At 68.5% G+C, this 24,729-nt stretch carries 25 protein-coding genes; 17 read left to right on the top strand and 8 right to left on the bottom strand.

Translation table 11 applies throughout. The features are described from left to right. Window positions 1–63: 63 nt before the first annotated feature. The 4 genes from BAU06_RS03510 to BAU06_RS03495 all read right to left on the bottom strand — a co-directional run bounded on the left by BAU06_RS03510 (window position 64) and on the right by BAU06_RS03495 (window position 3,138). Complete coding sequence (locus BAU06_RS03510) at window positions 64–969, bottom strand: SMP-30/gluconolactonase/LRE family protein (RefSeq protein ID WP_197509420.1); 906 nt, start codon at window positions 967–969, stop codon at window positions 64–66. Between the two features lie 137 nt (window positions 970–1,106). Further along, window positions 1,107–1,607 (bottom strand): nuclear transport factor 2 family protein, encoded by a 501-nt coding sequence (locus BAU06_RS03505; protein WP_231933990.1) that lies wholly within the window; start codon window positions 1,605–1,607, stop codon window positions 1,107–1,109. 77 nt (window positions 1,608–1,684) lie between these two features. Further along, entirely contained in the window at window positions 1,685–2,122 is a 438-nt protein-coding gene (locus BAU06_RS03500; protein ID WP_066344351.1) for a MarR family winged helix-turn-helix transcriptional regulator, read from the bottom strand. A 53-nt stretch (window positions 2,123–2,175) separates the two neighbouring features. Continuing rightward, window positions 2,176–3,138 (bottom strand): DMT family transporter, encoded by a 963-nt coding sequence (locus BAU06_RS03495; RefSeq protein ID WP_231933989.1) that lies wholly within the window; start codon window positions 3,136–3,138, stop codon window positions 2,176–2,178. Window positions 3,139–3,221: 83 nt separating this feature from the next. Here BAU06_RS03495 and BAU06_RS03490 point away from each other — a divergent pair, with 83 nt between their 5' ends. The 6 genes from BAU06_RS03490 to BAU06_RS03465 all read left to right on the top strand — a co-directional run bounded on the left by BAU06_RS03490 (window position 3,222) and on the right by BAU06_RS03465 (window position 10,162). Next, the gene (locus BAU06_RS03490) at window positions 3,222–4,073 is read left to right on the top strand and encodes a LysR substrate-binding domain-containing protein (RefSeq protein ID WP_066344350.1); all 852 of its coding nucleotides are present in this window, start codon (window positions 3,222–3,224) and stop codon (window positions 4,071–4,073) included. A 262-nt stretch (window positions 4,074–4,335) separates the two neighbouring features. Further along, window positions 4,336–5,784 (top strand): aldehyde dehydrogenase family protein, encoded by a 1,449-nt coding sequence (locus BAU06_RS03485; protein WP_066344346.1) that lies wholly within the window; start codon window positions 4,336–4,338, stop codon window positions 5,782–5,784. 53 nt (window positions 5,785–5,837) lie between these two features. Then, window positions 5,838–6,833, top strand: a complete 996-nt coding sequence (locus BAU06_RS03480) for a Bug family tripartite tricarboxylate transporter substrate binding protein (protein ID WP_231933988.1) — start codon at window positions 5,838–5,840, stop codon at window positions 6,831–6,833. 32 nt (window positions 6,834–6,865) lie between these two features. Beyond that, complete coding sequence (locus BAU06_RS03475; RefSeq protein ID WP_066344343.1) at window positions 6,866–7,852, top strand: Bug family tripartite tricarboxylate transporter substrate binding protein; 987 nt, start codon at window positions 6,866–6,868, stop codon at window positions 7,850–7,852. Window positions 7,853–7,888: 36 nt separating this feature from the next. Continuing rightward, window positions 7,889–9,052, top strand: a complete 1,164-nt coding sequence (locus BAU06_RS03470) for an iron-containing alcohol dehydrogenase (RefSeq protein WP_066344338.1) — start codon at window positions 7,889–7,891, stop codon at window positions 9,050–9,052. A 36-nt stretch (window positions 9,053–9,088) separates the two neighbouring features. Further along, the gene (locus BAU06_RS03465; protein WP_066344337.1) at window positions 9,089–10,162 is read left to right on the top strand and encodes a LacI family DNA-binding transcriptional regulator; all 1,074 of its coding nucleotides are present in this window, start codon (window positions 9,089–9,091) and stop codon (window positions 10,160–10,162) included. Window positions 10,163–10,172: 10 nt separating this feature from the next. Here BAU06_RS03465 and BAU06_RS03460 read toward each other — a convergent pair whose 3' ends face one another. Then, complete coding sequence (locus BAU06_RS03460; protein ID WP_066344336.1) at window positions 10,173–11,069, bottom strand: LysR family transcriptional regulator; 897 nt, start codon at window positions 11,067–11,069, stop codon at window positions 10,173–10,175. 151 nt (window positions 11,070–11,220) lie between these two features. Here BAU06_RS03460 and BAU06_RS03455 point away from each other — a divergent pair, with 151 nt between their 5' ends. The 8 genes from BAU06_RS03455 (at window position 11,221) to BAU06_RS03420 (ending at window position 18,272) form a co-directional block, all read left to right on the top strand. Continuing rightward, window positions 11,221–12,234 carry an agmatinase gene (locus BAU06_RS03455; RefSeq protein WP_231933987.1) on the top strand — a complete coding sequence of 338 codons (1,014 nt, stop codon included), beginning with the start codon at window positions 11,221–11,223 and terminating at the stop codon, window positions 12,232–12,234. 40 nt (window positions 12,235–12,274) lie between these two features. Then, window positions 12,275–12,688 (top strand): RidA family protein, encoded by a 414-nt coding sequence (locus BAU06_RS03450; protein ID WP_066344335.1) that lies wholly within the window; start codon window positions 12,275–12,277, stop codon window positions 12,686–12,688. Window positions 12,689–12,824: 136 nt separating this feature from the next. Next, window positions 12,825–13,610, top strand: a complete 786-nt coding sequence (locus BAU06_RS03445) for a transporter substrate-binding domain-containing protein (RefSeq protein WP_066357849.1) — start codon at window positions 12,825–12,827, stop codon at window positions 13,608–13,610. Window positions 13,611–13,695: 85 nt separating this feature from the next. Continuing rightward, window positions 13,696–15,171, top strand: a complete 1,476-nt coding sequence (locus BAU06_RS03440; RefSeq protein ID WP_197509418.1) for an MmgE/PrpD family protein — start codon at window positions 13,696–13,698, stop codon at window positions 15,169–15,171. Window positions 15,172–15,181: 10 nt separating this feature from the next. Next, a complete protein-coding gene (locus BAU06_RS03435; RefSeq protein ID WP_066344333.1) occupies window positions 15,182–15,856 on the top strand; it encodes an amino acid ABC transporter permease in 675 nt (224 codons plus the stop codon). Then, a complete protein-coding gene (locus BAU06_RS03430) occupies window positions 15,853–16,503 on the top strand; it encodes an amino acid ABC transporter permease (protein WP_066344330.1) in 651 nt (216 codons plus the stop codon). Before BAU06_RS03435 ends, BAU06_RS03430 begins: the two co-directional genes overlap by 4 nt. A gap of 9 nt (window positions 16,504–16,512) precedes the next feature. Beyond that, window positions 16,513–17,274, top strand: coding sequence for an amino acid ABC transporter ATP-binding protein (locus tag BAU06_RS03425; RefSeq protein ID WP_066344328.1), 762 nt, complete (start codon window positions 16,513–16,515; stop codon window positions 17,272–17,274). A 113-nt stretch (window positions 17,275–17,387) separates the two neighbouring features. Beyond that, complete coding sequence (locus tag BAU06_RS03420; RefSeq protein ID WP_066344326.1) at window positions 17,388–18,272, top strand: EamA family transporter; 885 nt, start codon at window positions 17,388–17,390, stop codon at window positions 18,270–18,272. Window positions 18,273–18,338: 66 nt separating this feature from the next. On the opposite strand, the gene BAU06_RS03415 is transcribed toward BAU06_RS03420, so the two are convergent. After that, a complete protein-coding gene (locus BAU06_RS03415) occupies window positions 18,339–19,226 on the bottom strand; it encodes a methyltransferase domain-containing protein (protein ID WP_066357843.1) in 888 nt (295 codons plus the stop codon). Window positions 19,227–19,387: 161 nt separating this feature from the next. On the opposite strand from BAU06_RS03415, the gene BAU06_RS03410 reads away from it, so the two are divergent. Together BAU06_RS03410 and BAU06_RS03405 are read left to right on the top strand one after the other, a co-directional pair. Then, entirely contained in the window at window positions 19,388–20,323 is a 936-nt protein-coding gene (locus BAU06_RS03410) for a LysR family transcriptional regulator (protein ID WP_066344324.1), read from the top strand. A gap of 165 nt (window positions 20,324–20,488) precedes the next feature. Then, a complete protein-coding gene (locus BAU06_RS03405) occupies window positions 20,489–21,448 on the top strand; it encodes a tripartite tricarboxylate transporter substrate binding protein (protein WP_066344322.1) in 960 nt (319 codons plus the stop codon). A 69-nt stretch (window positions 21,449–21,517) separates the two neighbouring features. Here the strand turns inward: BAU06_RS03405 and BAU06_RS03400 are convergent, their stop codons facing one another. Together BAU06_RS03400 and BAU06_RS03395 are read right to left on the bottom strand one after the other, a co-directional pair. After that, window positions 21,518–22,417, bottom strand: a complete 900-nt coding sequence (locus BAU06_RS03400; RefSeq protein ID WP_066344321.1) for an NAD(P)-dependent oxidoreductase — start codon at window positions 22,415–22,417, stop codon at window positions 21,518–21,520. A gap of 22 nt (window positions 22,418–22,439) precedes the next feature. Further along, window positions 22,440–23,876 (bottom strand): aldehyde dehydrogenase, encoded by a 1,437-nt coding sequence (locus BAU06_RS03395; RefSeq protein ID WP_066344319.1) that lies wholly within the window; start codon window positions 23,874–23,876, stop codon window positions 22,440–22,442. Between the two features lie 96 nt (window positions 23,877–23,972). On the opposite strand from BAU06_RS03395, the gene BAU06_RS03390 reads away from it, so the two are divergent. Beyond that, a complete protein-coding gene (locus BAU06_RS03390; protein WP_082993504.1) occupies window positions 23,973–24,704 on the top strand; it encodes a GntR family transcriptional regulator in 732 nt (243 codons plus the stop codon). Window positions 24,705–24,729 lie beyond the last annotated feature (25 nt).

Raw genomic sequence — 24,729 nt, 5'->3', positions numbered from 1 at the left:
CCGATGCGGCCCGGCCTGGCCCGGCCGGGCCTAAGGTGGCGGACATTCTCCCGCCCCTTCGCATCAGGAGTGCCCGGCCTGCCGCGCCACCGGATTGGGCACGCGATACAGGGCCCCGACGGCATCGTCTATCGTGCCGTAGACCCATTTCCCGTCCGGGGAGATCGCCAGATTGGAGTGATGGCTGCCGGGCACGCTGCGCGTGGCCAGCAGCGCGCCGTCGGGCGCGAAGACGGCGAAGCCATCGCCGTTGTACAGGCTGACGAAAAGACGGCCGGCCGCGTCGGTCCGCAAGCCATCCGGCGTATGGCGGCCGGACCCGGAAAGGCGTTCGTCCAGCCGCAGGAATTCCCGTTTCCCGGACAGCGTGCCATCCGGCGCCACGTCGTAGCGCCAGACGGTGTCGGTTGCGCTCTCGCCCAGGTACAGCACGCTGCCGTCGGGCGACAGCGCGACCCCGTTCGCGTTCCGGATGCCGTCGGCCACGCGCACAACATGATCCAGCGTGGCATCCAGGTGGTACAGGCGACCCGGCGTGCCGTCGCCCCCCGACGCGGTGACATATGCGCCGCCATGGCCATCGGCGGCCAGGTCGTTGGGGCGGTCCAGCGGCTGGCCGTCGCTATCGCGGTCGATGACCTTGCGCAAGCTGCCGTCCATCCCGCGCAGCTCGAACGCGCCGCCGTCGTAGCAGGCAACCAGCATCGCATCGGCGAAGGGCAGCAGGCCGTTGGCGCCGCAGCCCGGAATGGACCATGCCAGAACGGCCTGCCCGCCGGCCAGCCGCAGCACCGAAGACGCGCCGTAGTCCACGAAATACAGCTCATCGCCGGCGAACACGGTGCCTTCGGGAAACTGCAGGCCCGCGGCGTAGCGCGTGAAATCTCCCGCCGCCCGGGCCGAGGTCGCGATAGCCAGCACCAGCAGCAGGCTGTGGCCGATGTGGCGGAACAATCGAGGGATACGCATAACCGGAAACTCCTTCATGGCGGCCGACGGGCGGCCGCACGTACGCCGGCCCACGCCGGACCGGGTGGACCGGTGGACCGGCGCCGTCCTGGCCCAGGGCCAACGGACCCGGGCTGTTGTCGCCATTCCGACGCCAGTCATTGCGCCGGCACCGGAACGATGGACGCGATCCGCCAACCTTGCGGTGTACGGATGGCCGTTTCATAGACAAGGAAGGAAGCGCTGCGCGCGTCCTCGGGCTTATGCCCCAGCGTGATACGGGTTGGCGCGTAGATCTGCGCCGCATCGGCGGTCAGGGGCTGTATGCGGATGGCATCGCGGTCCGGCTCGAACTTCCATACGCCCTTGAATGTTTCCTGGAAGTGCGCCAGCAGCGCCGGGCGGCCCCAGAACTGGTACGCGCGGGCCACGAAGACGACAGGATCGGCCTGTCCGGGCGCGGCATGGACCAGCACCGCGTCGAAGGCCTGGAGATCGTGCGCGGTGGCGGCCGCCGCCTGCGCCAGGAAGACCGCGCGAACGGCATCGCGGTCCCTGGCGTCGAAGCCGCTGGCCGCCGCTTGGGCGGGGGGAGCCGACACCGCCAGGACAGCGGCCAGCCCGGCGGCAAGCGCCATTTGCGGAACGGTAGATCGCATAGAAAGCCTTATATGCCCGTATACGGTGGGATGGCATCGCCAGTACGGACGCGGCTGGCGATGCGAGCGAGGGAAGATCAGACAGGCAGGTCCAAGTCGACGATCCGCGCCATGAGCTGGCGCATGGCTTGCGCGTCCTGGGCGCCGAAGGCGGCTTCGAAGCCTGCCTGGGCGGTGCGCCAGGCGGCCCTGCCCTGCTTTTCCAGGGCGGCGCCCCGTGCGGTCAGCGCGACATCGCGGGCGCGCCGGTCGTGCTGGCCTATCCGGATGGTCAGCAGTCCATCGCGCTCGAGCGGTCGCAGGTTGTGCCCCATGGTAGCCCTGTCCATGCAGAGTGCGGCAGCCAGTTCGGCCATCGTCGCCGAACCCCGATTGGCCAACAGGCTCAGGATCGCGTACTGCGTGCTGCGCAAGCCGGTACGCGCGAGATGCGCGTCGTAGAAGCGGGTCACGCTGCGGGTGGCTTTGCGTAGCGCCGTGTTGTTGCAGACGCCGGGTGGAATGGTGTCGCCCATGGCATGCGGAAAGAAGCGGTTCCCGGCAACATTACGGGCATATAAGATTATTGTCAAACCTGTCCCTGCGACTGCCGTGCCTGCCGGAGCGGGGAGCGGCCGCCGCCCTCCCCGGCCCGCATGAACCACACGCCCGATCCGGAGATCGCGGTGCCGGCCAGTATCGTCCAGGACAGCGGCTCGCCGAACATCGCCCACGCCCAGACCAGCGTGACGGGCGGACTCAGGAAGAGGACGCCGGTCACGCGGGCCGGAGAGGATCGGCGCAGGCATGCCCAATACAGGCCGTAGCCGCCCAGCGTCGCGAAGACCGCCGTCCACGCGACACTGGCCGCGAAGCCGCCCGACGGGATAGGCCAGACGCTACCCTGCGCGGCCTGCAGGCCGGCGAACACCGGGCAGGACACCAGGCTTTGCAGCCACAGCATGGCCAGGGGACTCAAGCCGCTCTGGCCCGGCGACGACCGCTGCTGCCAGACGGTCGCGAGCGCCAGCGACATCATGCCCGCGACGGGCAGTACATAGGCCCATGCCGGCGCGCTGCCCACCGCGATGACGTCGCGGCAGACCAGCAGCGTGCCGGCCAGCCCCAGCGCCAGTCCGCCCCAGACGCCCGCGGGGTTGCGCTGGCGAAAGATGCAGCTGGCGATCAGTACGGTTCCTGCCGGCACCAGGTCCGCCACGAGCGCGGCCAGACCCGTGGGCACGCCCGCCTCGATGCCCTTGGACACCCCGGCCAGATACCCGGCCACGGCCAGCACGCCCACCAGCGACTGCCGTATCAGCAGCGGCCAGGGCGCATGCCGGATCTCGCGCGCGACCAGTGGAAACAAGAGGAGGACAAGCGCGACAAGCCGCCAGAGGATGACCAGGAATACGGGTGCGTAATCGGCGGAGAACCGCATTCCGACGAAGCCCGAGCTCCAGGCGAGCACCATCAATGCTTCCAGCACCGGCAGCGGCACGCGGGCGCGCCGGCGCGGCGCAAAACGGGGCTTCGATCGGGAAGTGGGCATGCCTGTCATCCAGTCAGGCTAGCGGCTCCCCGGCGATCAGAAAATCAAAATATACTGATCGCGTCATTTAACGGTTTTTAATCATGTCCACCGTCCTCGATATCGATCTGCTGCGCACCTTCCACGCGGTGGCGCGGCTGGGAAGGTTCCGCGCGGCGGCCGAACTGGTCAGCAAAAGTCCGGCCGCCGTCAGCATCCACATCCAGCGGCTGGAAGCCATCGCCGGCGGCCGGCTGTTCGACCGCGATAACCAGGCCGTCACCCTTACCACGCTGGGCAAGCGCCTCTTGTCCGGCACCGGCGAGATCCTCAAGGCACACGACCGCGTCCTGGGAGAGATACATGGGAAGGCGCTGGCCGGCCGCGTCGTCCTTGGCATACCGGATGAATACGCCGCGCACGTGATACGCGACATCCTGCCCGGGTTCTCCGCCACCTCGCCGAACCTGGTCCTGGAAGTCCGGACCGCGCCCAGCTTCAAGCTTCGGGACCACGTCGCCCGCGGCAAGCTGGATCTGGCGGTGGTCGTGCAACCGCTGCACGAGAGCCGCTCCAAGGACCTGCTGGCGGTGACGACGCCCGTCTGGGCGGGCGGCCGATCTTTCGTGATGGACCCCACGGTCCCTTTGCCATTGGCCCTCTACGCCGAGCCCTGTCCCTATCGGGCGGCGATGACCGCCGCGCTCGATGCCGCCGGACGGAAGTGGCGCGTGGTGCTGGATAGCGCGTCGACACAGGCCATAAAAGCCTGTGTCGACGCAGGACTGGCGGTAACCCTGGTGGACCGCGCACGGGTCGACGGCGCCATGCGCGTCCTGGACGGGCTTCCTCCCGTCATGGACCACGAGGTCGTCCTGATGCGCGGCAACCGCGCCGGCACGGCGGCGGCCATCGACCTGCTGGCGGCGACGTTGCGGCAACAGTTCCGCCTCTGAAGGTCTCCCGGCTTTCCGGCGCGACGCCCCCCGCAGCGCGCCGACGGTCCGGCGCGCACCGACCGCCGCGCCGGCGCATACGCCCCGCCATTTTCACTTTCCCTGAATACCTGTTCACCCATGCAGGATGGCGCGACCTTCCCGCCTGCTTATAATCCCAGCCAGTTCAAAATAACGTTTCATTGACAAACACCACAGGCTGCGTAGAGAACTGCTAAACAAGCATCCTGGCAACTAGTAACGTTTCACCAAAGGAATCGCCATGACCGCAACACCCCTGCATATCGAGGGCCTGCCGCCCACCGGCGCGCTGATCGACGGACGCTGGCTGGATGGCGGCCCGCGCTTCGTCGTCGACGACAAGTTCACCGGCCGGCCGGTGGCCGAGGTCGCCGCCGCCACGCGCGCGCAGGTCGCCGAGGCCGTGCGCGTCACCCGCGCGGCGGCCGACCGGGGCGCGCCGCCGCCGCACGATCGCGCGCAGGTGCTGCGCCGCGCCGCCGAGCTCATGGCGTCCTACCGCCAGCGCCTGGTCGATGTGATGGTGGCCGAGGCCGGCTTCACGCTGGCCGACGCCAATGGCGAAATCGACCGGGCAATGGTGACCCTGAGCCTGTCGGCCGACGAGGCCCTGCGGCTCGTCGGCGACGTGATCCCCTTCGGCGCCAGTCCGGGCGCGCATCGCCGCATCGGCTTCACGCAGCGCTTTCCGGTGGGCGTCGTCTGTGCGATCACGCCTTTCAATTCGCCGCTGAATACCGTGCTGCACAAGGTCGCGCCCGCGTACGCGGCCGGCAACGCCGTCGTGCTCAAGCCCTCGGCCTTCACCCCGCTGACGGGGGCGCTGCTGGCCCAGCTGCTGCTGGAGGCCGGCATGCCGCCCGCCTTCCTGGCCATGGTCCAGGGCGAAGGCGACAGCGTGGGAAGCTGGCTGCTGGAAGAACAGGACATCGCCTTCTATACCTTCACGGGCAGCACGCGGGTGGGACGCATCATCCAGCAGGCGGCCGGCCTGCGACGGACGCAAATGGAGCTGGGCAGCATCGCCAGCACCATCGTCTGCGCCGACGCCGATCTCGATCGCGCGATACCCAAGATCGCCAACGCCGGTTTGCGCAAGGCCGGCCAAGTGTGCACGTCGGTGCAGCGGCTGTACGTGCATCGGGACATCGCCGATGAAGTGGGACGCCGCCTGGCGGACTACGCGGCGACGCTGAAGGCGGGCGACCCGCGCGACCCGGACACCAAGGTCGGGCCGCTGATCAGCGAACAGTCGGCGATCCGCGCCGAAAGCTGGCTGCGCGAGGCCGAACAGGGCGGCGCGCGCCTGCTGTGCGGCGGCAAGCGCGAGCGTTCCGTCATCACGCCCGCGGTCGTGACGCAGGCGCCGGATGGCGGCCGGGTCTGGTGCCAGGAAGCCTTCGCGCCGCTGCTCGCCTTGCGGCCCTTCGACGATTTCGAGGAAGCGATGCGGGACGCCAATTCGACGCCCTTCGGACTTTCCGCCGGCGTCTTCACCCAGGACATCGATCGCGCCCTGCGCGCGGCCGCGGTGCTGCGCTTCGGCACGGTGCAGATCAACGAGACCTCCAGCGCGCGTTCCGATGTGATGCCATTCGGCGGCGTGAAGGACAGCGGTTTCGGCAAGGAAGGCCCTGCCCACGCGATCCGCGAGATGACGGAAGAACGCCTGGTCGTTTTCAACCCCTGAGATCCATCGCTTGAAACATGAAAAACAACAATCCTTTCCGGAGTGAGACACATGTGCCGCGGCGCCGCCTGCTGATCGGCGCGGCGGCGGCCATGGCGGGCGCCGCCCTGCCGCTGGCCGGCGCGCGCGCCGCCGCGGGAGCCTATCCGGCCCGGCCGATTGTCCTGATCGTGCCTTTTGCCGCCGGCGGCCCCACCGACGTGCTGGCACGGGTGATCGCCGAAGGCATGTCCAAGGACCTGGGCCAGCCCATCATCGTCGAGAACACGCCGGGCGCCGGCGGCACGGTGGGCACCGCGCGGGCGGCCCGCATGCCGGGCGACGGCCATGCCGTGCTGATCGGCAACGTCGGCACGCTGGCCGCGAACGCCACGCTGTACAAAAAGCTGCCTTACGACATCCTCAAGGACTTCATCCCGCTGGGCTCCGTCGGCGATGCGCCGCAGGTTCTGTCCGCACGCAAGGACCTTGCCGTGTCGGGGCTGGACGAGTTCGCCGCCTACGCCCGCGCCCATGCCAAGGAAATGAACTTCGGCGCCGCCGGCGTCGGCTCGGGCTCGTTCCTGGGCGGCATCCTGCTGAACGAGCGGCTGGGCCTGAAAATCAACGCGGTCAATTACCGCGGCGCGGGCCAGGCGCTGAACGACGTCATGGCGGGGCACCTGGATTACCTGGTCGACAGCAGCACGACCTCGGTCGGCTACGTGAATTCGGGCATGGTGCGCGGCGTGGCCGTCCTGCGCGCGCGGCGCATCGCCGCCCTGCCCGACGTACCGGCGGCCGGCGAGTCTTCCTTCGCGGACCTGCACTACGACATCTGGAACATGATGCTGGTGCCCGCCGGCACGCCCGCCCCCATCGTGGCACGCCTGAACCAGGCCTTGCGCACTGCCGTGGCCGCGCCCGCCACGCGCGAACGCCTGTCGGGCTCCGGCATCGAGGCGCCCAGCGACCGGAACCAGACGCCCGATGGCGCGGCCGAATTGCTGGCGACGGAAGTGCACCGCTGGGCCCCCATCCTTGCCAAGCTCAACATCAGCGTCAATTGACCGCCACAACCCATAACCACACCGGAGACACCATGTATCCCCAGCCTTTCCGCCGCGGCCTGCTGGCCGCCACCCTGGCCGCCTGCGCCGCCATCCTGATCCCGGCGTCCCCGGCCGCCGCCGCCGACTGGCCTGAAAGGCCGATCACCCTGGTGGCGCCCTTCACGCCCGGCGGCACCACCGACATCGTGGCGCGCGCCGTGGCCATGCAGCTGCAGCAACAGCTGGGGCAGCCCGTGGTCGTGGAGAACAAGCCGGGTGCCGGCGGCACCGTGGGCGCGGGTATCGTCGCCCGCGCCAAGCCGGACGGGTATACCTTGCTGCTGGCCAACGTCGGCCATACCGCCGCGGGCGTCCTGTACAAAAACCTGCCGTACGATTTCGAGCGCGACATGACGCAGATCACCACGGTGGCGAACGTACCCAATGTCCTGGTGGTCGCCAAGGACCTGCCGGTCAACAACGTCCGCGAATTCCTCGACTACGCCAAGGCCCATGCCAAGGAAATCAATTACGGCTCCGCCGGCATCGGCACCACGCAGCACCTGTCCGCCGAACTGCTGAAAAAGCAGACCGGCATGCAGGCCCTGCACGTGCCGTTCAAGGGCGCGGCGCCCATGATGACCGACCTGATCGGCGGCCGCCTGACCTTCGCGGTGGATTCGGCGGCCTCGGCCGCGGCGCAGATCAACGGCGGCGGCGTCAAGCCGCTGGCGGTCACCAGCCTGCAGCGGACCCGCTTCCTGCCTGACGTGCCGACGCTGGACGAGTCCGGCGTGCCGGGCTACCAGATGACCACCTGGTACAGCCTGGCCGCGCCCAAGGGCTTGCCGCCGGCCATCGTCGACCGCATCTGGCGCGCCGTGCAGGCCAGCATGGACGACCCCGTCATGCGCAAGGCGCTGGAAGGCATGGCCGCCGAGCCCGGCGGCATGGAGCCGGCCAAGTTCCAGGACTTCGTCCACCGGGAAACCGTGCGCTGGACCGAACTGGCCCACGGCTGGGACAGCAATCACTGAACGCACGCAAGGCGCGACACCCCGAGACCGATCACCATGACAGCCACCGATATCAGCACCTTCTTCTGTCCCACCCGCCTGCACATGGGCGCAGGCTCGCATCGCAAGCTCGGCGATATCCTGCGCGCGCAGGGCTGCCAACGGCTGTTCGTCGTCATCGACGGCGCGCTGCTGGAGGGCGAGTTCTACGCCGGCATACGCGGCATGATGGAGGACCTTGGCATCGCGGTGTCCAGCTATTCGGAGATCGAGCCCGACCCCAGCGCGATCACGGTGGAACGCGCCTTCGCCGCCTGCCAGGCCCACGGCGCCACCGCGCTGCTGGCGGTGGGCGGCGGCAGCGCCATGGACGTCGCCAAGGCGGTGGGCATCCTGGCCACCAATGGCGGCCGCATCCACGACTACGAAGGGATCGAAAAATTCAGCACGCCGCCCCTGCCCCTGGTCGCCATTCCGACCACCGCGGGCACCGGCTCCGAGGTATCGGGCTCCTGCGTCATCACCGATACCGAGAAGAACCTGAAAATGTCGATCCGGCACGCCTCGCTGAACCCGGCGCGGTTCGCCATCCTGGATCCGCTGGCCTTGCGCACGCTACCGGCGCACGTCGCCGCGCACTCGGGCATGGATGCCTTCGTGCATGCCTTCGAATCCTACATATCGCGCCAGGCCAATCTGGTGACCGATGCGATCAACATCCAGGCCATCGAACTGCTGGCGGCCAATATCCGCCCCTTCGTCGCCAACCGCGACAACCTGGAAGCCGGGCTGAACATGCTGGTGGGCTCGGCGCTGGCCGGCATTACGTTCGGGCAGACCGGCCTGGGCAACGTCCATTGCATGGCGCGTTTCGTCGGCGCCTACTGGCATTTGTCGCACGGGCTGTCCAACGCAGTCTGCCTGCCCCATGTGGCGCGCTTCAATCTGCCCGCCAACCCGCGCAAGTTCGCCCGGGTGGCCGCCGCCATGGACCGGCCGGTGCGCGGGCTGCCGGAGATGGACGCCGCGCGCGCGGCGGTCGACGCCATCGAAGCGCTGTGCCGCGACCTGGCGATCCCGGCACGGCTGCGCGATGTCGGCGCTACCGAGGACAAGTTCGACGAGATCGCCGAACTGTGCACGCAGGCCAACTACAACCGCTGGAATCCGCGCACGACCACCACCGCCGACTTCCGCGCGCTGTTCGCCCAGGCTTTCTGATGCCGGCCCCGGCAGGGCGGACCTTACAATCGCGCCATGGTTCATAAAGCCCCCCGCCCTGTCCGGGTCACCGTCCACGACGTCGCGCGCGCCGCCGGCGTCGCCATCGGCACCGTCTCGCGTGTCGTCAACGGCGCACCCACCGTCACGGCCGAAGTGCGCCAGCGGGTCGAGGACGCCATCGCCCGGCTGGGATGGGAACCCAGCGCCGCCGCCCAGGCCATGCGGGGCGCGCCGACGCGCATGGTGGGCTTCATCTTTTCGGACATCCGCAATCCGCTGTACTCGTCGATGATCAAGGGCGCGGAAGACGTGCTCAGCGAGCACGGCTACATGCTGGTGGTCGCCAGCAGCGACGGCCAGCCGGCGCGCGAGATCGCGCTGATGCAGCTGTTCAAGCGGCGCCGTGCCGACGGCATGCTGTTCGCCGTGGAGGAAGAAAACAACCCGGACGTCCTGCGCTGCGTGGCCGCCACCGGCTATCCCATCGTGCTGCTGGAACGCGAGATGGCGGCGGCCCTGGGGGCGGTGGGCGCCGACCACTTGTCCGGCACCCGGCACGCGACTGCGCACCTGCTAGCGCTGGGCCACCGCCGCATCGCCCTGATCAGCGGCGGCCGCCACAACCGCGTGGGGCGGGACCGGCTGGCCGGACTGGTCCAGGCCCACGAGGCCGCGGGCGTGCCGCTGGATCCCGCGCTGCTGCGGCTGGACAGCTTCAGCCCGGACTACGGACAGCGCGAGGTGCAGCTATTGCTGGACCTGCCGCATCCGCCCACCGCCATCGTGGCGGCCGGCATGCACCTGCTGCAAGGGGTGCTCCAGGGCATACGCATGAAGGGGCTGCAGGTGCCGCGCGACGTATCGCTGGTGGCGTCCAACGACAGCCAGCTGGCGCAACTGGTCACGCCGCCCGTCGACGTCATCCGCTACGACGGCTACGCGCTGGGCCGGGAAGCCGCCCTGCTGCTGTTGCGCCGCATGCATGGCGAAGCGGTGCCGCCGGGCACGCGCATCGAAGTCCCCACCGAGTTCGTCCTGCGCGCCTCCAGCGCCCCCCCGGCCAACGTCGATGCGCACGGGCCGGCCCCGCGCCGGCGCCGCGACTGAGTCGGCGCGGTCAGGCCGCCGCGTGATGGCGCTGCTGCCGGTGCAACTGGCGCAGGACGTTCAGGAACAGTTCGGCCCGGTGGCTGAGCGGCCGCGAAGCCAGCGTCACCGCGCAGCCCGTATGGGAATAGCGCACGCCGCGCGCCGCCAGCCGCAGCCCGTACCGGCCCTGTAGCAGCTCGCCATAGTGCGTGGGAAGCAGGCCCTGGTAATACCCCGTGGCGACCAGCGCGCCGACGGCATCCAGTCCCCCCGCCTCCGGCCCTTGCTCGAAGCGGCCCGTCGCCAGCGCGCGCTCGACATAGGGATGGGAGCGATATACCAGCGGCAGCCGGGCCTGGTCGCGCTCCAGGGAGACGGTGCGGGAAACATAGACGCGATGGGTCTCGACGTAGAGCGGCAGGTAATTGAAATCGCGGTCTTCGCTGTACTTGCCGCGGATGGCGATATCGATCCGCTGCGTGTGCAGGGCCTGGTTCAGCTCCTTGAAGGACATCACCACGATTTCCGGCCGCACGTTGGGCGCCTGGCGATGCAGTTCGCCCAGCGCTTCCGGCAGGCGGCAATCGGGATGCGTCAGGGTGTGCTCGCCCAGCCCGATGGACAAGGGACCGGATAGCACGCCGTGCGCGGCATCGACTTCGGGCTGGATGCGGGCCAGGGCGCGCAACGCCGTGGTCGCCAGGTTCAGCGCCACCACGCCTTCGGCCGTCAGCCGGAACCCGCCCGGACCGCGCTCGCACAGACGCACGCCCAGGCGGGCCTCCACATCGCGGATGTGGCGGCTGATCGACGCCTTGGACATCAGCAGCCGGCGCTCGGCGGCGGCGAAGCCGCCGGCTTCGGCGACGTGGCAGAACACGCGCAGCGAGCGCAGATTGCGTTCATCGAAATCGAGCTTCAGCATGGGCGTCCTGGACCGCGGGAACCTGGGGAAAACCCGTGCGCGCGGCCACGGCACGGCGCGGGAAAACCCGGTGAAAAGTTTCGTTTTTCAAGACTAGGCACGCAAAAATATCATTTTTCGGGGCCTGGGATGGGTCCGTAAAGTAGCCGCCATGCAAACCGCCGTGCCGCCGTCCGCGGCCTTCATCCCCACCATGGCTACTTCTTCCCTTACCGTCCCGCCCAAGACCGGCCACAAGACGCTGCTGTACTCCGAGCTGGTCACCGAACTGGAAGGCCTGCGCGCCGACATCGCCGTGCTAGGCATGCCGTTCGGGTCGCCCTACACGCCGCAGGCCTTCAGCAACGACCAGACGCGCGCGCCGCAGGCCATCCGCGAGGTCACCGACCGCATGGTGCGCGCCCCCGAGCACTATGACTTCGACATCGACGGCCCGCTGCTGCAGGGGCGCTCCGACATCCGCTTCGTGGACTGTGGCGACGTCATGCCCGACATCCACGTGCCGGGCGAGCATTTCCGCCGCTGCGAGCAGGCGGTACGCCATATCCTGCGCGGCGGCGGCCTGCCCATCGTCCTGGGCGGCGACCACGCCATCACCAATCCGGTCCTGCGCGGCTACGAGGAACTGGGCAAGGAGATCACGCTGGTACACGTGGACGCGCACCTGGACTGGCGCGACGAGGTCAACGGCGTGCGCGACGGCCTGTCCAGCCCGATCCGGCGGGCCTCGGAACTTCCCTACGTGGGCAAGATCATCCAGATCGGATTGCGCGCGCAGGGCAGCGGCCGTCCCGCCGACTACGAAGCCGCCAAGGCCTATGGCACCGAGCTGGTCAGCGCCTACGAGCTGCACGATATCGGCATGGACGCCGTGCTCCAGCGCATACCCGATGGCGGCAACTACTACCTGTCCATCGATGCGGACGGCATGGATCCGACCATCATGCCCGCCGTCGACGGCCCTGCCCCGGGCGGCGTCACGTTTCCCCAGGCCCGCAAGCTGATACATGGCCTGGTCCGCAAGGGCCGCGTCGTCGGCATGGACATCGTCGAGATCCAGCCGGCCAAGGACACGTCCACGCGCCTGACCTGCGTGACCGCCGGGCGCCTGATCGTCAACCTGATCGGCAGCACCATCCGGGCCGGCTATTTCGACCGTTCCTGAGACCGCCGCTTTCCTCTCCACCCACCAAGCAAGCACGACGATGGCACACACACGCATACGCAAGTTCAACACCCGCGAAACCTATCCCGAGCAGAAGATCGACAACGATCTTTGCCAGGCCGTGGTCGCGCGCGGCACCACGGTCTTCCTGCGCGGCCAGATCGGCCAGAACCTGGACACATCCGAATGCGTGTGCATCGGCGACGTGGCGGGCCAGGCCGAGCAGGCCATGCGAAATATCGATATGCTGCTGAAGGAAGCCGGCAGCAAGCTGGATCACATCTGCAAGCTGACCATCTATATCTCCGACCCGCGCTATCGCGAAGCGGTCTACAACGTGGTCGGCAAGTGGCTCAAGGGCGTGTTCCCGGTCTCCACCGGGCTGGTGATCAGCGCCTTCGCCCGCACCGAGTATCTGGTCGAGATCGACGCCACCGCCGTCATTCCCGACTGAACATCAGAGGGGCGCCAGCCCCCGCCCAGGACCCTCAAGGGGAAGCCGAGGAGTCATACGCAACGCCGCGATATCCGCATGCGCCGGGATCGCGGCCACCGGACTTTGAACGGCAGTATTGACCAAGGACGTCGACATGCGACTCAAGCAATGGATACTCGGGGCTTTAACCGCAATCTCGTGTGCGCTGGCGCTCAGCGCGCACGCCGCCGATCTGCTGGACGACATCATGCAGCGCGGGTCCATCCGCGTGGCGGTCCCCACGGACTACCCGCCGTTCGGCTTCGTCGGACCCGACATGAAGCCGCAGGGGCTGGACGTGGACATGGCCGGTCTTATCGCCCGCAAGCTGGGCGTAAAGCTGGAGCTGGTGCCCGTCACGGCGCCGAACCGCGTGCCCTACCTGCAGACCGGCAAGACCGACCTGACGATTTCCTCGCTGGGCAAGACGGCCGAGCGGGCGCAGGTGATCGACTTCAGCATCGCCTATGCCCCCTTCTTCGACGCCATCTTCGGCGCCAAGGGCAATCCGGCCAAGACGTATGACGACCTGGCCGGCAAGACCATCGCCGTCACGCGCGGCTCCATGCAGGACCAGGAGCTGCAGCAATTGGCGCCCAAGGCGGTGGTGCATCGCTACGAAGACAACAACAGCACCATCGCCGCGTTCATGTCGGGGCAGGCCGAACTGTTCGCCAGCGGCACGCCGGTGGCGGCGGCGCTCACGCAGCGCAATCCCGGCCTGGACATGGCGCTGAAGGTGGTGCTGGCCAACTCCCCTTGCTATATCGGCGTGCGCAAGGACCAGCCCAAGCTGCTCGCCAAGGTCAACGACATCATCCGCGAGGCCAAGCGCGACGGCAAGCTGGACGACATGTCCAAGCGCTGGATGGGCGCGCCGGCGGGCGACCTGCCCGAATAAGCAAGGGTCGGACGCGCCATGGAGCGCGTCGGCCACCAACACCCGGAAGGCGCCCCCGCGCGTGCCTTCCGGCAAGGGGAACCGCGTGGAAAGCAACACCTCGGCGGCCAGCCTGCGCATGGCGCAATGGGTGGGCGCGCTATCGCCTGGGCACATACCGGCCGCCGTGCGCCAGGCGGCCGTATCCTGCATCCTGGATACCGTGGGCGTGGCCGTGGCGGGCAGCCTCACTCCGCCCGCCACGGCCGCGCTGTCGCTGTGCGCGGCAGCGTCGGGCGCCGGCAGCACTGTCCTGGCCGGGCTGGTCGGGCCGAAGACGGCAGGCCGCGCCCCATCCGGGACCGCGGTACCCGCCCACGCCGCGCCGCAACAGGCCGCCTTTGCCAATGCCGTGGCCGCGCACGCGCTGGACTTCGACGACAACTGCTACGCCGGCTTCGTGCATGGCTCCGCGGTCATCGTGCCCGCGCTGCTCGCCTGTGCCCAGGCGGTGGGCGCGAATGGCGCCCAGGCGGTCACCGCCCTGGTCGCCGGGGCCGAATGCGAATATGCGGTAGGCGCCGCCACCCGCGGCCTGCTCTACGACCAAGGCTGGTGGACGACTGGGGTGCTGGGCCCCATCGGCGCGGCCATGGCGGTCTGCAAGCTGCTGGACCTGGATGCGCCGCGCATCGCCCACGCGCTGGCGCTGGCCGTCGGCATGGCCGCGGGCACCAAGTCCTGTTTCGGCTCGGACGCCAAGCCCCTGATGGCGGGCAAGGCCTCGGAAGCCGGCGTGCAGGCGGCCTTGCTGGCGCAGGCCGGCGCGTGCGGGCCCGCCGACCCGTTCGGCCACGGCCACGGCTTCGCGGCCCGCTACAACCAGGGCGTGCTGGACATCGCCGCGCTGGAGATGGGATCCGACAGATGGTACTTGCTGGACCCCGGCCTGGACGTCAAGCGCATCCCGGTATGCCTGTCCTCGCATGCGGCCGTCGACGCCCTGCGCGCGCTGATCGTCCGGCACGGATTGCGCCCGGGCGACGTGGCCTCGGTGGTCTGCGACGTACCGCCCATCGTCGCCGCCAACCTGTGCCACGACATGCCGGACACGCCGGCGCAGGCCCGCTTCAGCATGCCTTTCGCCATCGCCATGACCTTGCTCGAACCGGAATGGGGCTTGGCGGCGCTGGCGCCGGGCCAGCTGGCGCGAACCGATCTGCGCGAGGCGATGCGCCGGGTACGCATGGAGACGGGACCGTCCTGGCACGATCCGTCGCGGCGCCGCGACGCGCCGGAGGGCGCCATCGTCCGCGTGGAATGCCACGATGGCACGGTGCTGCGGGGCGAGCGCGACAAGGCGATAGGCAGTCCCGGCGATCCCTTGTCCCCGGCACAGTCGGCCCGCAAGTTCCTGGACTGCACCGCCGACGTCATCGGCGAGGCGGCCGCCACCCGCTTGCTGGCGCAGCTGCGGGACCTGGATGGCCCCATGCCGGTACAAGCGCTTTTCGACACCCTGGCCGCGGCGTCCTCCGTGCCCGCGGCCGACACGCGGCCCGACGATACGCGGCCCGAATAAAGGAGTCTCGATGCTCGATTTCTCCGGCGTGCTCGCCGCCTGGCCCGTCTTTCTGGAAGGACTGGCCATCACCGCGCTGCTTACCGCGCTCTCCTGCACGCTGGGCACGCTGCTCGGCATCGCCTGCGCATGGTGCCGCGTGCAAGCCCCACGCGGCGCGCGCGTGGCCGTCGCCTGCTACGTGGAATTCTTCCGCAATACGCCCTTCATTGTGCAGATCTTTTTCATCTACTTCGGCCTGCCCGCGATCGGCCTGCGCTTCGCCAGTTTTCCCGCCGCGATCCTGGCCCTGACCGTCAACCTGGGCGCATACGCCTGCGAGATCATCCGGGCCGGCATCGAGGCCACGCCCCGCGGCCAGCACGAAGCCGCGCAGTGCCTGGGGCTGGGCCGCTGGCATACCTTCACGCGAGTGGTGCTGCCCCCCGCGCTATCGCGCGTGTGGCCCGCCCTTACCAGCCAGCTGGTCATCATCATGCTGGCGACCGCCGTCTGCAGCCTGATCTCCACCGCGGAGCTGTCCTATGTGACCAACCGCATCGCCGCCCAGACCTTCCGCCAGTTCGAGTCGTACATCGTGGTGACCCTGCTCTATCTGCTGCTGTCCATCTGCTTCCGGCGCCTGCTGCAATGGCTGGGACCGCGATTCCTGTTCGGCTGCGCGCCGGTGGGAGCCGGCCGATGATCGCGTTCTCCACCTGGGATATCCTGCGCAACCTGCTGTTCTCGCTGCCCTGGACGCTGGCCCTGTCGGCCATCGCCTTCGTCGGCGGCGGCCTGGCCGGCCTGCTGTTGCTGATGCTGCGCGTGGGCCGGCCGCGCCTGTTCGAACGGCCCGTCGCCGCCTACGTACAGGTTTTCCAGGGCACGCCCCTGCTGATGCAGCTGTTCCTGGTGTACTTCGGCCTGGCGCTGGCCGGCATCGAGACCTCGCCCATGACGGCGGCCGTCCTGTGCTTCACCCTGTACGCCAGCGCCTACCTTACCGAGACCTGGCGCGGCTGCGTGGAGGCCATTCCCAAGGGGCAATGGGAAGCCTCGGCCAGCCTGGCCCTGACTTTCGGCCAGCAGCTGCGCCACGTCATTTTCCCGCAGGCCCTGCGCCTGTCGGTGCCGCCCACCGTGGGGCTGGTGGTACAGATCATCAAGAACACCTCGCTGGCCTCGGTGGTCGGCTTCGTGGAGCTGACCCGTACCGGCCAGATGATCGCCAACGTGACCTTCCAGCCCTTCACGGTCTATGGGCTGGTTGCCCTGTTCTACTTCGCGCTGTGTTTCCCCTGCTCCCTGCTGGGCGCGTGGGTGGAGCGACGCATGCGCATCCAGCATTGAGGACCCAGCATGCAAGCATCCGACGAGTCCGTGCCCCTGGTCGACATCCGCGGCCTGCACAAGCGCTTCGGCGATAACGAAGTCCTGAAGGGCGTGGACCTGCAGGTCGCCCGCGGCGAAGTCATCTGCATCATCGGCAAGAGCGGTTCGGGCAAGAGCACGCTGCTGCGTTGTATCAACGGACTGGAGTCCTTCGACCAGGGCCGGATCGTGGTCGGCGGACAGCCGGTGCGGACGGCCGATGCGGCGGCCCTGCGCGATCTGCGCCAGAAGGTCGGGATGATCTTCCAGCAGTTCAATCTTTTTCCGTCCATGACGGCGGGCGAGAACATCATGCTGGCGCCCCGCCTGGTGCATCGACGGCCGCGCGAGGAATGCCAGGAGCGCGCGCGCCGGCTGCTGGCGCGCGTCGGGCTGGAAGGCAAGTTCGACGCCGCGCCCCATCAACTGTCCGGCGGCCAGCAGCAGCGCGTGGCCATCGCCCGCGCGCTGGCCATGGACCCGGAGGTCCTGCTGTGCGACGAGATGACGTCCGCCCTGGACCCCGAACTGGTCGGCGAAGTGCTGCAGGTGATCGAGCAGCTGGCCCGCGACGGCGCCACGCTGATCATCGTGACGCACGAGATGGCCTTCGCGCGCAAGGTCAGCGACCGCGTGATCTTCATGCACCACGGGCGCGTGCATGAAACGGGGACGCCGGAGGCGATCTTCGAGGCCCCGCGCACGGCGGAGCTGCGCAGCTTCCTGTCGTTCCCGGCCCCGGCCGGCTGAGCGCCGGCGGGCTCCCGGTCGGCAGGCCGGCTTCCCGGGCGGGAGACCGGCTTCCCGCGGCGGCACGCCGGCGAAAAATACGGCAAAATCGCGGTCCTCTACACAGGCTTGCCATGACCGCGCCGCGCCCCCCGCTACTCCCCCTATTGTCCGTCCTCGGTTCCGTCACCTTTCTGGGGCTGGGCACTTCCTGGGCCAAGCACACGCTTTTCCCCCTGGTCGGCGCCGAGGGCACGACGGCGCTGCGGGTGGGATTCTCGGCGCTGCTGCTGCTGGCATGCTGGCGTCCGTGGCGCCGCCGCCTGCATGCCGGCGATGCCAGCCGGATCGCCTGCTACGGCGCGGCGCTGGGCGTGATGAATCTTTGCTTTTATATGGCGCTGCGCACGATACCTTTCGGCGTCGCAGTGGCGATCGAGTTTTCCGGTCCCCTGATACTGGCTTTGCTCGGCTCGCGCCGCGCCCTGGACTTCGTCTGGGTCATGTTCGCGGTCGCGGGACTCGGCCTGCTGCTGCCCCAGGTACATGGCGTCAGCACGCTGGATCCGACGGGCCTGATGTACGCCCTGGCCGCGGCCGTGTTGTGGGCCACCTACATCGTGGCCGGAAAACGGCTGGGACATCTGCACGCCGGACATTCCGTTTCGCTGGGGCTGACCGTGGCCGCGCTGGTCGTGGTGCCCGTGGGCCTGGCGCATGCCGGCAGCGCGGCATTCTCGCCCACGGTTCTGCTGGTGGGCCTGGGGGTGGCGGCGCTTTCCAGCGCGATCCCGATCTCGCTGGAAATGGTCGCGCTCAAGCGCCTGCCCAGGCATGCCTTCGGGGTCATGCTCAGCATGGAGCCGGCGATGGCGGCCCTGATCGCCCTGGCGTTGCTGGACGAGCGCCTGACGACGACGCAGTGGCTGGCCATCGCGCTGATCATGGCGGCGTCCATGGGCAGCGCCTTCACGGCGCGACGCGGCCCCGTTACCACGGCGGTGTCATTGCAAGGGTGAACGCGGGACGGCGCCGGCCCGCCGGCCTGGCCGCCGCCGCGGCCCATCGCAGCCGGCCGCGGCCGGCTACGCCTGGCGCACCACCTCCACGTGCAGGGCGTCCATCAGGACCGAGATGAAATCCCCCGCGCGATAGCGGAACCGTATGCGCAGCGTGTCGCCGGCTTGCACGCTGACGGGCGTGCGCAGCGGGAATGACATATAGCGGTTGAGCCAGTCTATCGTCGAGTTTTTCTCCATCACCAGCGCCAGAATGTTCCGGGTGATGAAGCGCAGTGCATTGACCACGCCGCCGTGCTCGATCGCCACGGTGCCGTCCCAGGCAATATCGAGCGCATTGTCCAGCGTGTAGTCGAGCACGCTATACACGGCGGGGGCCGCCAGATCCAAGGTTCTTGGGGCGTTCCCGCCCAGTTCCTCCACCTGGATGATCGGCGCCTGGAAACCCTCGAAATCGTATTCCTTCTGCAAGGGCTGCACCGCCATCACCACCGCCGTCGGGACCAGCGTCGGCAAGGTGGGTCCGAAGCGCTTGCGGTAGCGTTGCTTGAACGACTCGACCATCTCGATCTGTTTTTCGCGCAGCATGGCGACATGCACCATCTCGCAGATCATGACGTCGACCGGCTCCGGAGGCAGATACTCGAAGGCGTCCGCATGGACGACCTCGACCTTGCCGCCATTGGCGTTCATGCCCAGGAAGCGCCTGGCCTCCGTGACCAGCTCGCGGTTGAATTCCACGCACCACACTTTGTCGGCCCGGGCGGCGGCGAACCAGGAAAGCACGCCGGTGCCACCGCCCAGCTCCAGGACCCTGGCCCCTGGCGCCACCACGTGTTCGATGGCGGCCTTGAAGTTCTTCATCCGGTTCGCATCCATCAGCATCACGTGATGGTATTGAAGGGGAATGAACTGCCCCAGATACTTGCTATGCTCGTCCTGCTCGGTAACCATCGACATCGCTATCCACGCCTTTCCAATCCAGGTTCCAGGAAGACCCGTTGCAGGGTTGGGCCCATTGCGGCCGCAACAAGGGAATTCGCGCGAACCGGCGTATCGGTTACACCGGGCCCCGAAAAAAACGCGGAAAACGGGCCGACCATAACAATCGCATCATGGCGCTGAATATCAAATACCGGCCGCTCAAGGCCTTCCTGCTCGCTGTCCAGACCCGGTCTTTCACGCACGCCGCGGCCCGGCTGGGCGTCACGCAGCCTTCCTTCACGGCGCTGATCGCGGACCTGGAAGCGGTGCTCGAGGTCAAGCTGTTCGAGCGCACCACGCGCCAGATCACCCTGACGGCGGCCGGCGCGGAATTCCGCGACCGCATCGAACGGCCCATCGCCGACCTGGAGGAAGCCTACCGCAGCATGCTGGACCTGGCGTCCATGCGGCGGGGCGCCGTGGTCATCGGCGCGCTGCCCTCCACGTCGCTCACGCTCGTGCCGCCGGCCCTGGGCGCGCTGCGCCGGTTGCATCCGCAGCTGCAGATCCGCGTGGTCGAGGCCCACAACGACGAGCTGATCGACATGCTGCGCATCAACCAGATCGAGTTCGCCCTGGCCACGCTGCTCAGCGAGGCCCCCGACCTGAAGTTCATGCCCCTGGTCGCCGATGCCTTCTTCGCCGTGTATCCCTCGCGCCATGAAGTGGGCGCGCTGCCCTCGCTGCATTGGGACGACCTGATCCCCTTCGACCTCGTCCTGCTCGCCCAGGGCTCCAGCGCGCGGCACCAGTTCGATCGCGCCGTGTTCGACGACAAGGCGACGGCGGGGCTGCGCTACGACGTCACGCACATGACCACGGCGGTGCGGCTGGTGGGGCAAGGCCTGGGCGTGGCGGTCTTGCCGCGGCTGGCATTGCCTTCGCTGGGCCTGGGCGCGCTGCGCAGCCGGCCCATCGAGGATGACAGCGCCCGGCGCACGATAGGCGTGCTGCACCGCCAGGACCGCCTGCTATCGCCCGCCGCCCAAGCCCTGATCGGGACGCTGCGCCAGGTCGCCACGGAGATCGAAAGCGCCCTGCCACCGCTGGACCCCGGTCACGCATAGGAACAGGCTAATAATCCCCGAAGAATATCTATTTGTGACTATTAAAGGGCGCAGGCACACTGCGGCCCAAGCAGTCCGGCGGCAGCCGTACCGCCTGCGCGCGGGCAAGCCCGCGCCACCATCACACATCGAATACGGCCCCCACAACGGCCAGGAGACCTTTCCATGTTTGGTATGAAGACTTGGCTCGCCGGTATCGCGGCGGGAACGATGATGCTGGGCGCCAGCGCCGCCGCGGCCGAATGGCCGGAGCGCCCCGTGGAACTGATCGTCGGCTTCGCCGCCGGCGGCGGCACCGATATCACCGCCCGCACGCTGGCCGTGTTCCTGGAGAAGGAATTGGGCGGATCGGTGGTGGTGGTCAACAAGCCCGGCGCGTCCGGCGCGCTGGGCCTGGGCCTGGTCGCCCGCGCCAAGCCGGATGGCTACACCCTGGGCATGACCAACATGCCGGGCCTGCTGACGCTGCCGATCGAGCGCAACGCCGGCTTTACCGGCGCCGACTTCACCTACCTGGCCACCCTGGTTCGCGACCCCAGCGCCTTCAGCGTGAAGGCCGACTCGCCCTATCAGTCGCTCAAGCAACTCATCGACGCCGCGCGCGCCAAGCCGGGCCGCCTGAGCTACGGCTCCACCGGCGTGGGCACCGACGACCACCTGGCCCTGGTAATGTTCGAGGCCGCCACCGGCACGGACCTGAACCACGTGCCCTTCAACGGCGCCGGCCCGCTGCGCAATGCGGTGCTGGGCGGCCACGCGGACGTGGGCGGGATGAACCTGGGCGAGGCCATGCCCTATAGCGGCAGCAAGCTGCGCATCCTGGCCCAGGCCAGCGACAAGCGATCCCCCCTGGCGCCGGACGTGCCCACGTTCAAGGAACAGGGCGTGGACCTGGTCTTCGCCTCCGAGCGCGGCGTGGTCGCGCCCAAGGGCCTGCCGCCCGAAGTGGAGCAAAAGCTGGCCAAGGCGCTGGAGCGCATCGCCAACAACCCCGAATTCCAGAAGACGATGCTGCAGCAATTCACCGAAATGGATTACCTGCCCGGCGACAAGTGGCAGGCGCGCCTGCAGGCGGCCGACACGCAGTTCCGCGCGATGTGGGCCAAGCAGAAGTGGGTCGACTGAACGCGGGAAGACGGCAGAACGAAAAAAGCCTCCATTCGGAGGCTTTTTTCATGGCTTGCCGCCCCGGCCTCAGCGCGGCGCGGCGGGCACCGCGGGCTTGCCCCAGTCCGCCCACACCTTGGCGATGGCCGCGTAGTCGTCGCGGCCATACCCGGCCGCCGCGGCGATCTCATAGATGGTGTGCGAGCCCTGGATGGCGAACAGCGGCACGCCCAGCGTCTGCGCCAGCTCCAGCGCCAGCACGGAGTCCTTGCGCGCCGCGTCCAGCGGCATGCCGCCTTCGTAATTGCCCTGCACGATGCGTTCGGCGTAGCGGTGCGTCAGCGGCCGATGCAGGCCCATCTGCGGGTCGGACAGCAAGCCCACCAGCTTCTCGCAGCTGACTCCGGACGCCGTGGCCAGCGAGCCGGCCTCGGCGACCACCACCATCACCGCGTGCGCCACCGCATTGTTGATGACCTTGGCGGCCGCGCCCGCGCCGGACTCGCCGAAATAGATCTGCTTGGGCGCGATGGCGTCCAGCACCGGCTGGCTATCGGCCACGGCCCGCGGGTCGCCGCCCATCAGCAGCATGGCCGTGCCGGCCTTCATCTGGCTCACGCCCGCCATCACGGAGGCATCGACGATGCGCAGGCCGAACTTGTCCAGCAGTTTCTTGCTGGCGTGGATGTCCTTGGGGTTGACGGTGCTGGTCTCCAGCACCACGGCGTGCCGGGGCAGGCGCGAAGCGATCTGGTCCAGCACGGCCAGCGAGATGGCGGGGCTGGGCAGCGACAGCACCACCACATCGACGTCGGCGAGATCGTCCGGGCCGCTTATGGGAATGGCCCGGAAACCGTCCTGGGCGCGCCGCACCAGCGCCTGGTCCAGATCGGCGACCTTGGTCGCGAATCCGGCCGCGGCGATGCGCTCGGCCACCAGGAAACCCATATTGCCCAGGCCGTAGACGGCGACTTTCGAGATATTCATGTGAAAAAACTCCAGACAGGCCTTACTTGGCCACGGGCAGGGGGTTGGCGTGCAGGCCGAAGTACATGCTCTTGACCTGCGCGTACAGCTTCAGGCCGTCGATGCCTTTCTCGCGGCCGATGCCGCTGTTCTTGAATCCGCCGAAGGGCGTACTGGTGACCGACTGCTTGTAGGTGTTGATCCACACCGAGCCCGCCTCCAGCGCCCGGCCGATACGCCAGGCTTTCTTGAAGCTCTCCGTCCAGATACCGCAGGCCAGGCCGAATACGGTCCCGTTGGCCTGCGCGATCAGGTCGGCTTCGTCCTTGAACGGCAGGGCCACCAGCACCGGGCCGAAGGCCTCTTCCTGGCAGCTGGCCGCATCCGGGCCCAGCCCGTCGATGATGGTGGGCAGGTAGAACGCGCCCTGGTCGTACTCGCCGCCCGTGGGCGCCGCGCCCCCGCACAGGATGCGCCCGCCTTCGGCGCGCGCCCGGTCCACGAAGCGCGCCACGCGGTCGCGATGGTGGAAGGAGGCCAGCGGGCCGACCTCCACGCCGGCCGCATCGGGCAAGGCTACCTTCAGCGTCCGGGTGCGTTCCACCACGGCTTGCAGCACCTCGTCGTACACGCTCGCCTCGATGAACAGGCGGGATCCCGCCACGCAGGACTGGCCGGAGGATCCGAAGATCCCCGCCACCACCGCCGCCACGGCGTGTTCGCGGTCGGCATCCGCGAAGACCACGTGCGGCGACTTGCCGCCCAGCTCGAGCGCCGCCGGGACCAGGCGTTCGCCGGCGACCTTGCCGATGTGCGACCCGGCGACCGTGCCGCCCGTGAAGGAAATCATCCGCACGCCGGGATGGGCGACCAGGGCCGCCCCGATATCGGCGCCACGGCCCTGCACGACCTGCAGCAGGTTCTCCGGCAAGCCGGCTTCGCGGGCGATGCGCGCCAGCTCCGGCGCCAGCAAGGGCGAATCCTCGGAAGGCTTCAGGATGACGGCATTGCCGGCGGCCAGCGCCGGCGCCACCTTGGTGGCGTCATTCATGATGGGCGAATTCCACGGCGTAATGGCGGCCACGACGCCGAAGGGCTCCAGCACCGTGAACGACACGTAATCGCCGCGCGGCGGCGTGACATCCGTTTCCAGCGTCTCGCAAACGCCCGCGTAGTAGCGGAACGTGCCGATGGCCGACTCGACCATGCCGCGGCATTCCGCGATGGGCTTGCCGTTGTCGCGCATCTGCAGCTGGGCCAGGCGCTCTTTTTCCGCGAGAATACCGTCGGCGATCGCATTGAGCACGAGCGCGCGGCGGTGCGGCAGCAGCGACTTCCAGCCGGATTCGTTGTAGGCCGTCCAGGCGCGGGCGACGGCGGCGTCGAGTTCGGCCAGTGTCGTTGCCTTGACCCGGCCGACCTCCTTGCCGTTCGCGGGGTCGATACTGATGATGTCCTGGGGTGCGGTTGGGGCGTCCATGCTGTTCCTCGTTGATCAACCGAAAAAGTCTAGGTACGGACCCCACCGAAGACAACAGGCGCGTTGTCGCCAATATTTATAATAGGATTATTGATAATGCCCGCCGCGCCGCCAGGTGGCCTGCGCGCGGCGCGCGCCAGCCCCATGAGCCCCAACAGCTTTTCCTCGCTGATTTTTGCCGAAACCCCTCTTGCCCCGCAGGTCGTCACCGTCATGGAAGCGATCGAAACGGACATCATCCGCGCGCGCATCCTGCCGCGCATGCGGCTGATCGAGGACCATCTCATGGAAGACTACGCGGCCAAGCGCCACGTGGTGCGCGCGGCGCTGGTGGAGCTGCAGCGCCTGGGCGTGGTGGTGAAGCCGCCGCACCTTGGCGCGCAGATCCGCCGCTTCGACCAGCGCGGGCTGGACGATCTTTACCACATGCGCCGCGTCCTGCACCACACGGCCATCGAGATGATGGAATTCCCGGTCCCGCCCGAGCGGCTGGCCGCCGTCGAAGCCGCATGCCAGGCGCACGCGCGCGCCGCGGCCTCGGGCGAGCTCATCGCCATCCATCGCAGCAATATGGTGTTCCACCGCGAGTTCTACGGCCTGTGCGACAACATCTATCTGGCCGAGTCCATACGCCTGCACGACTGGCTCAGCTTCCCCGTACGGGCCTACGGCGTCGCCGATGCCGGCGCGCTGGAACAAGCCTGCCGCGAACACCGCGCCATGGTCGACGCCGTCCGCGCCGGCAACCGCGCGGCGCTGGAAGCGCTGTCGGTGGCGCACATGGGCCGGGCCCGCGGCATCTACGAAGAAAAATTCCTGACGCGCTGATCCGTGTATGCCCATGCGCGCCGGG

Origin of the sequence: Bordetella bronchialis (genome assembly GCF_001676705.1) — a bacterium.
Classification (GTDB): domain Bacteria; phylum Pseudomonadota; class Gammaproteobacteria; order Burkholderiales; family Burkholderiaceae_B; genus Bordetella_C; species Bordetella_C bronchialis.
The sequence above is the reverse complement of the archived record's forward strand: the minus strand, read 5'-3'. Positions and strand labels throughout refer to the sequence as shown.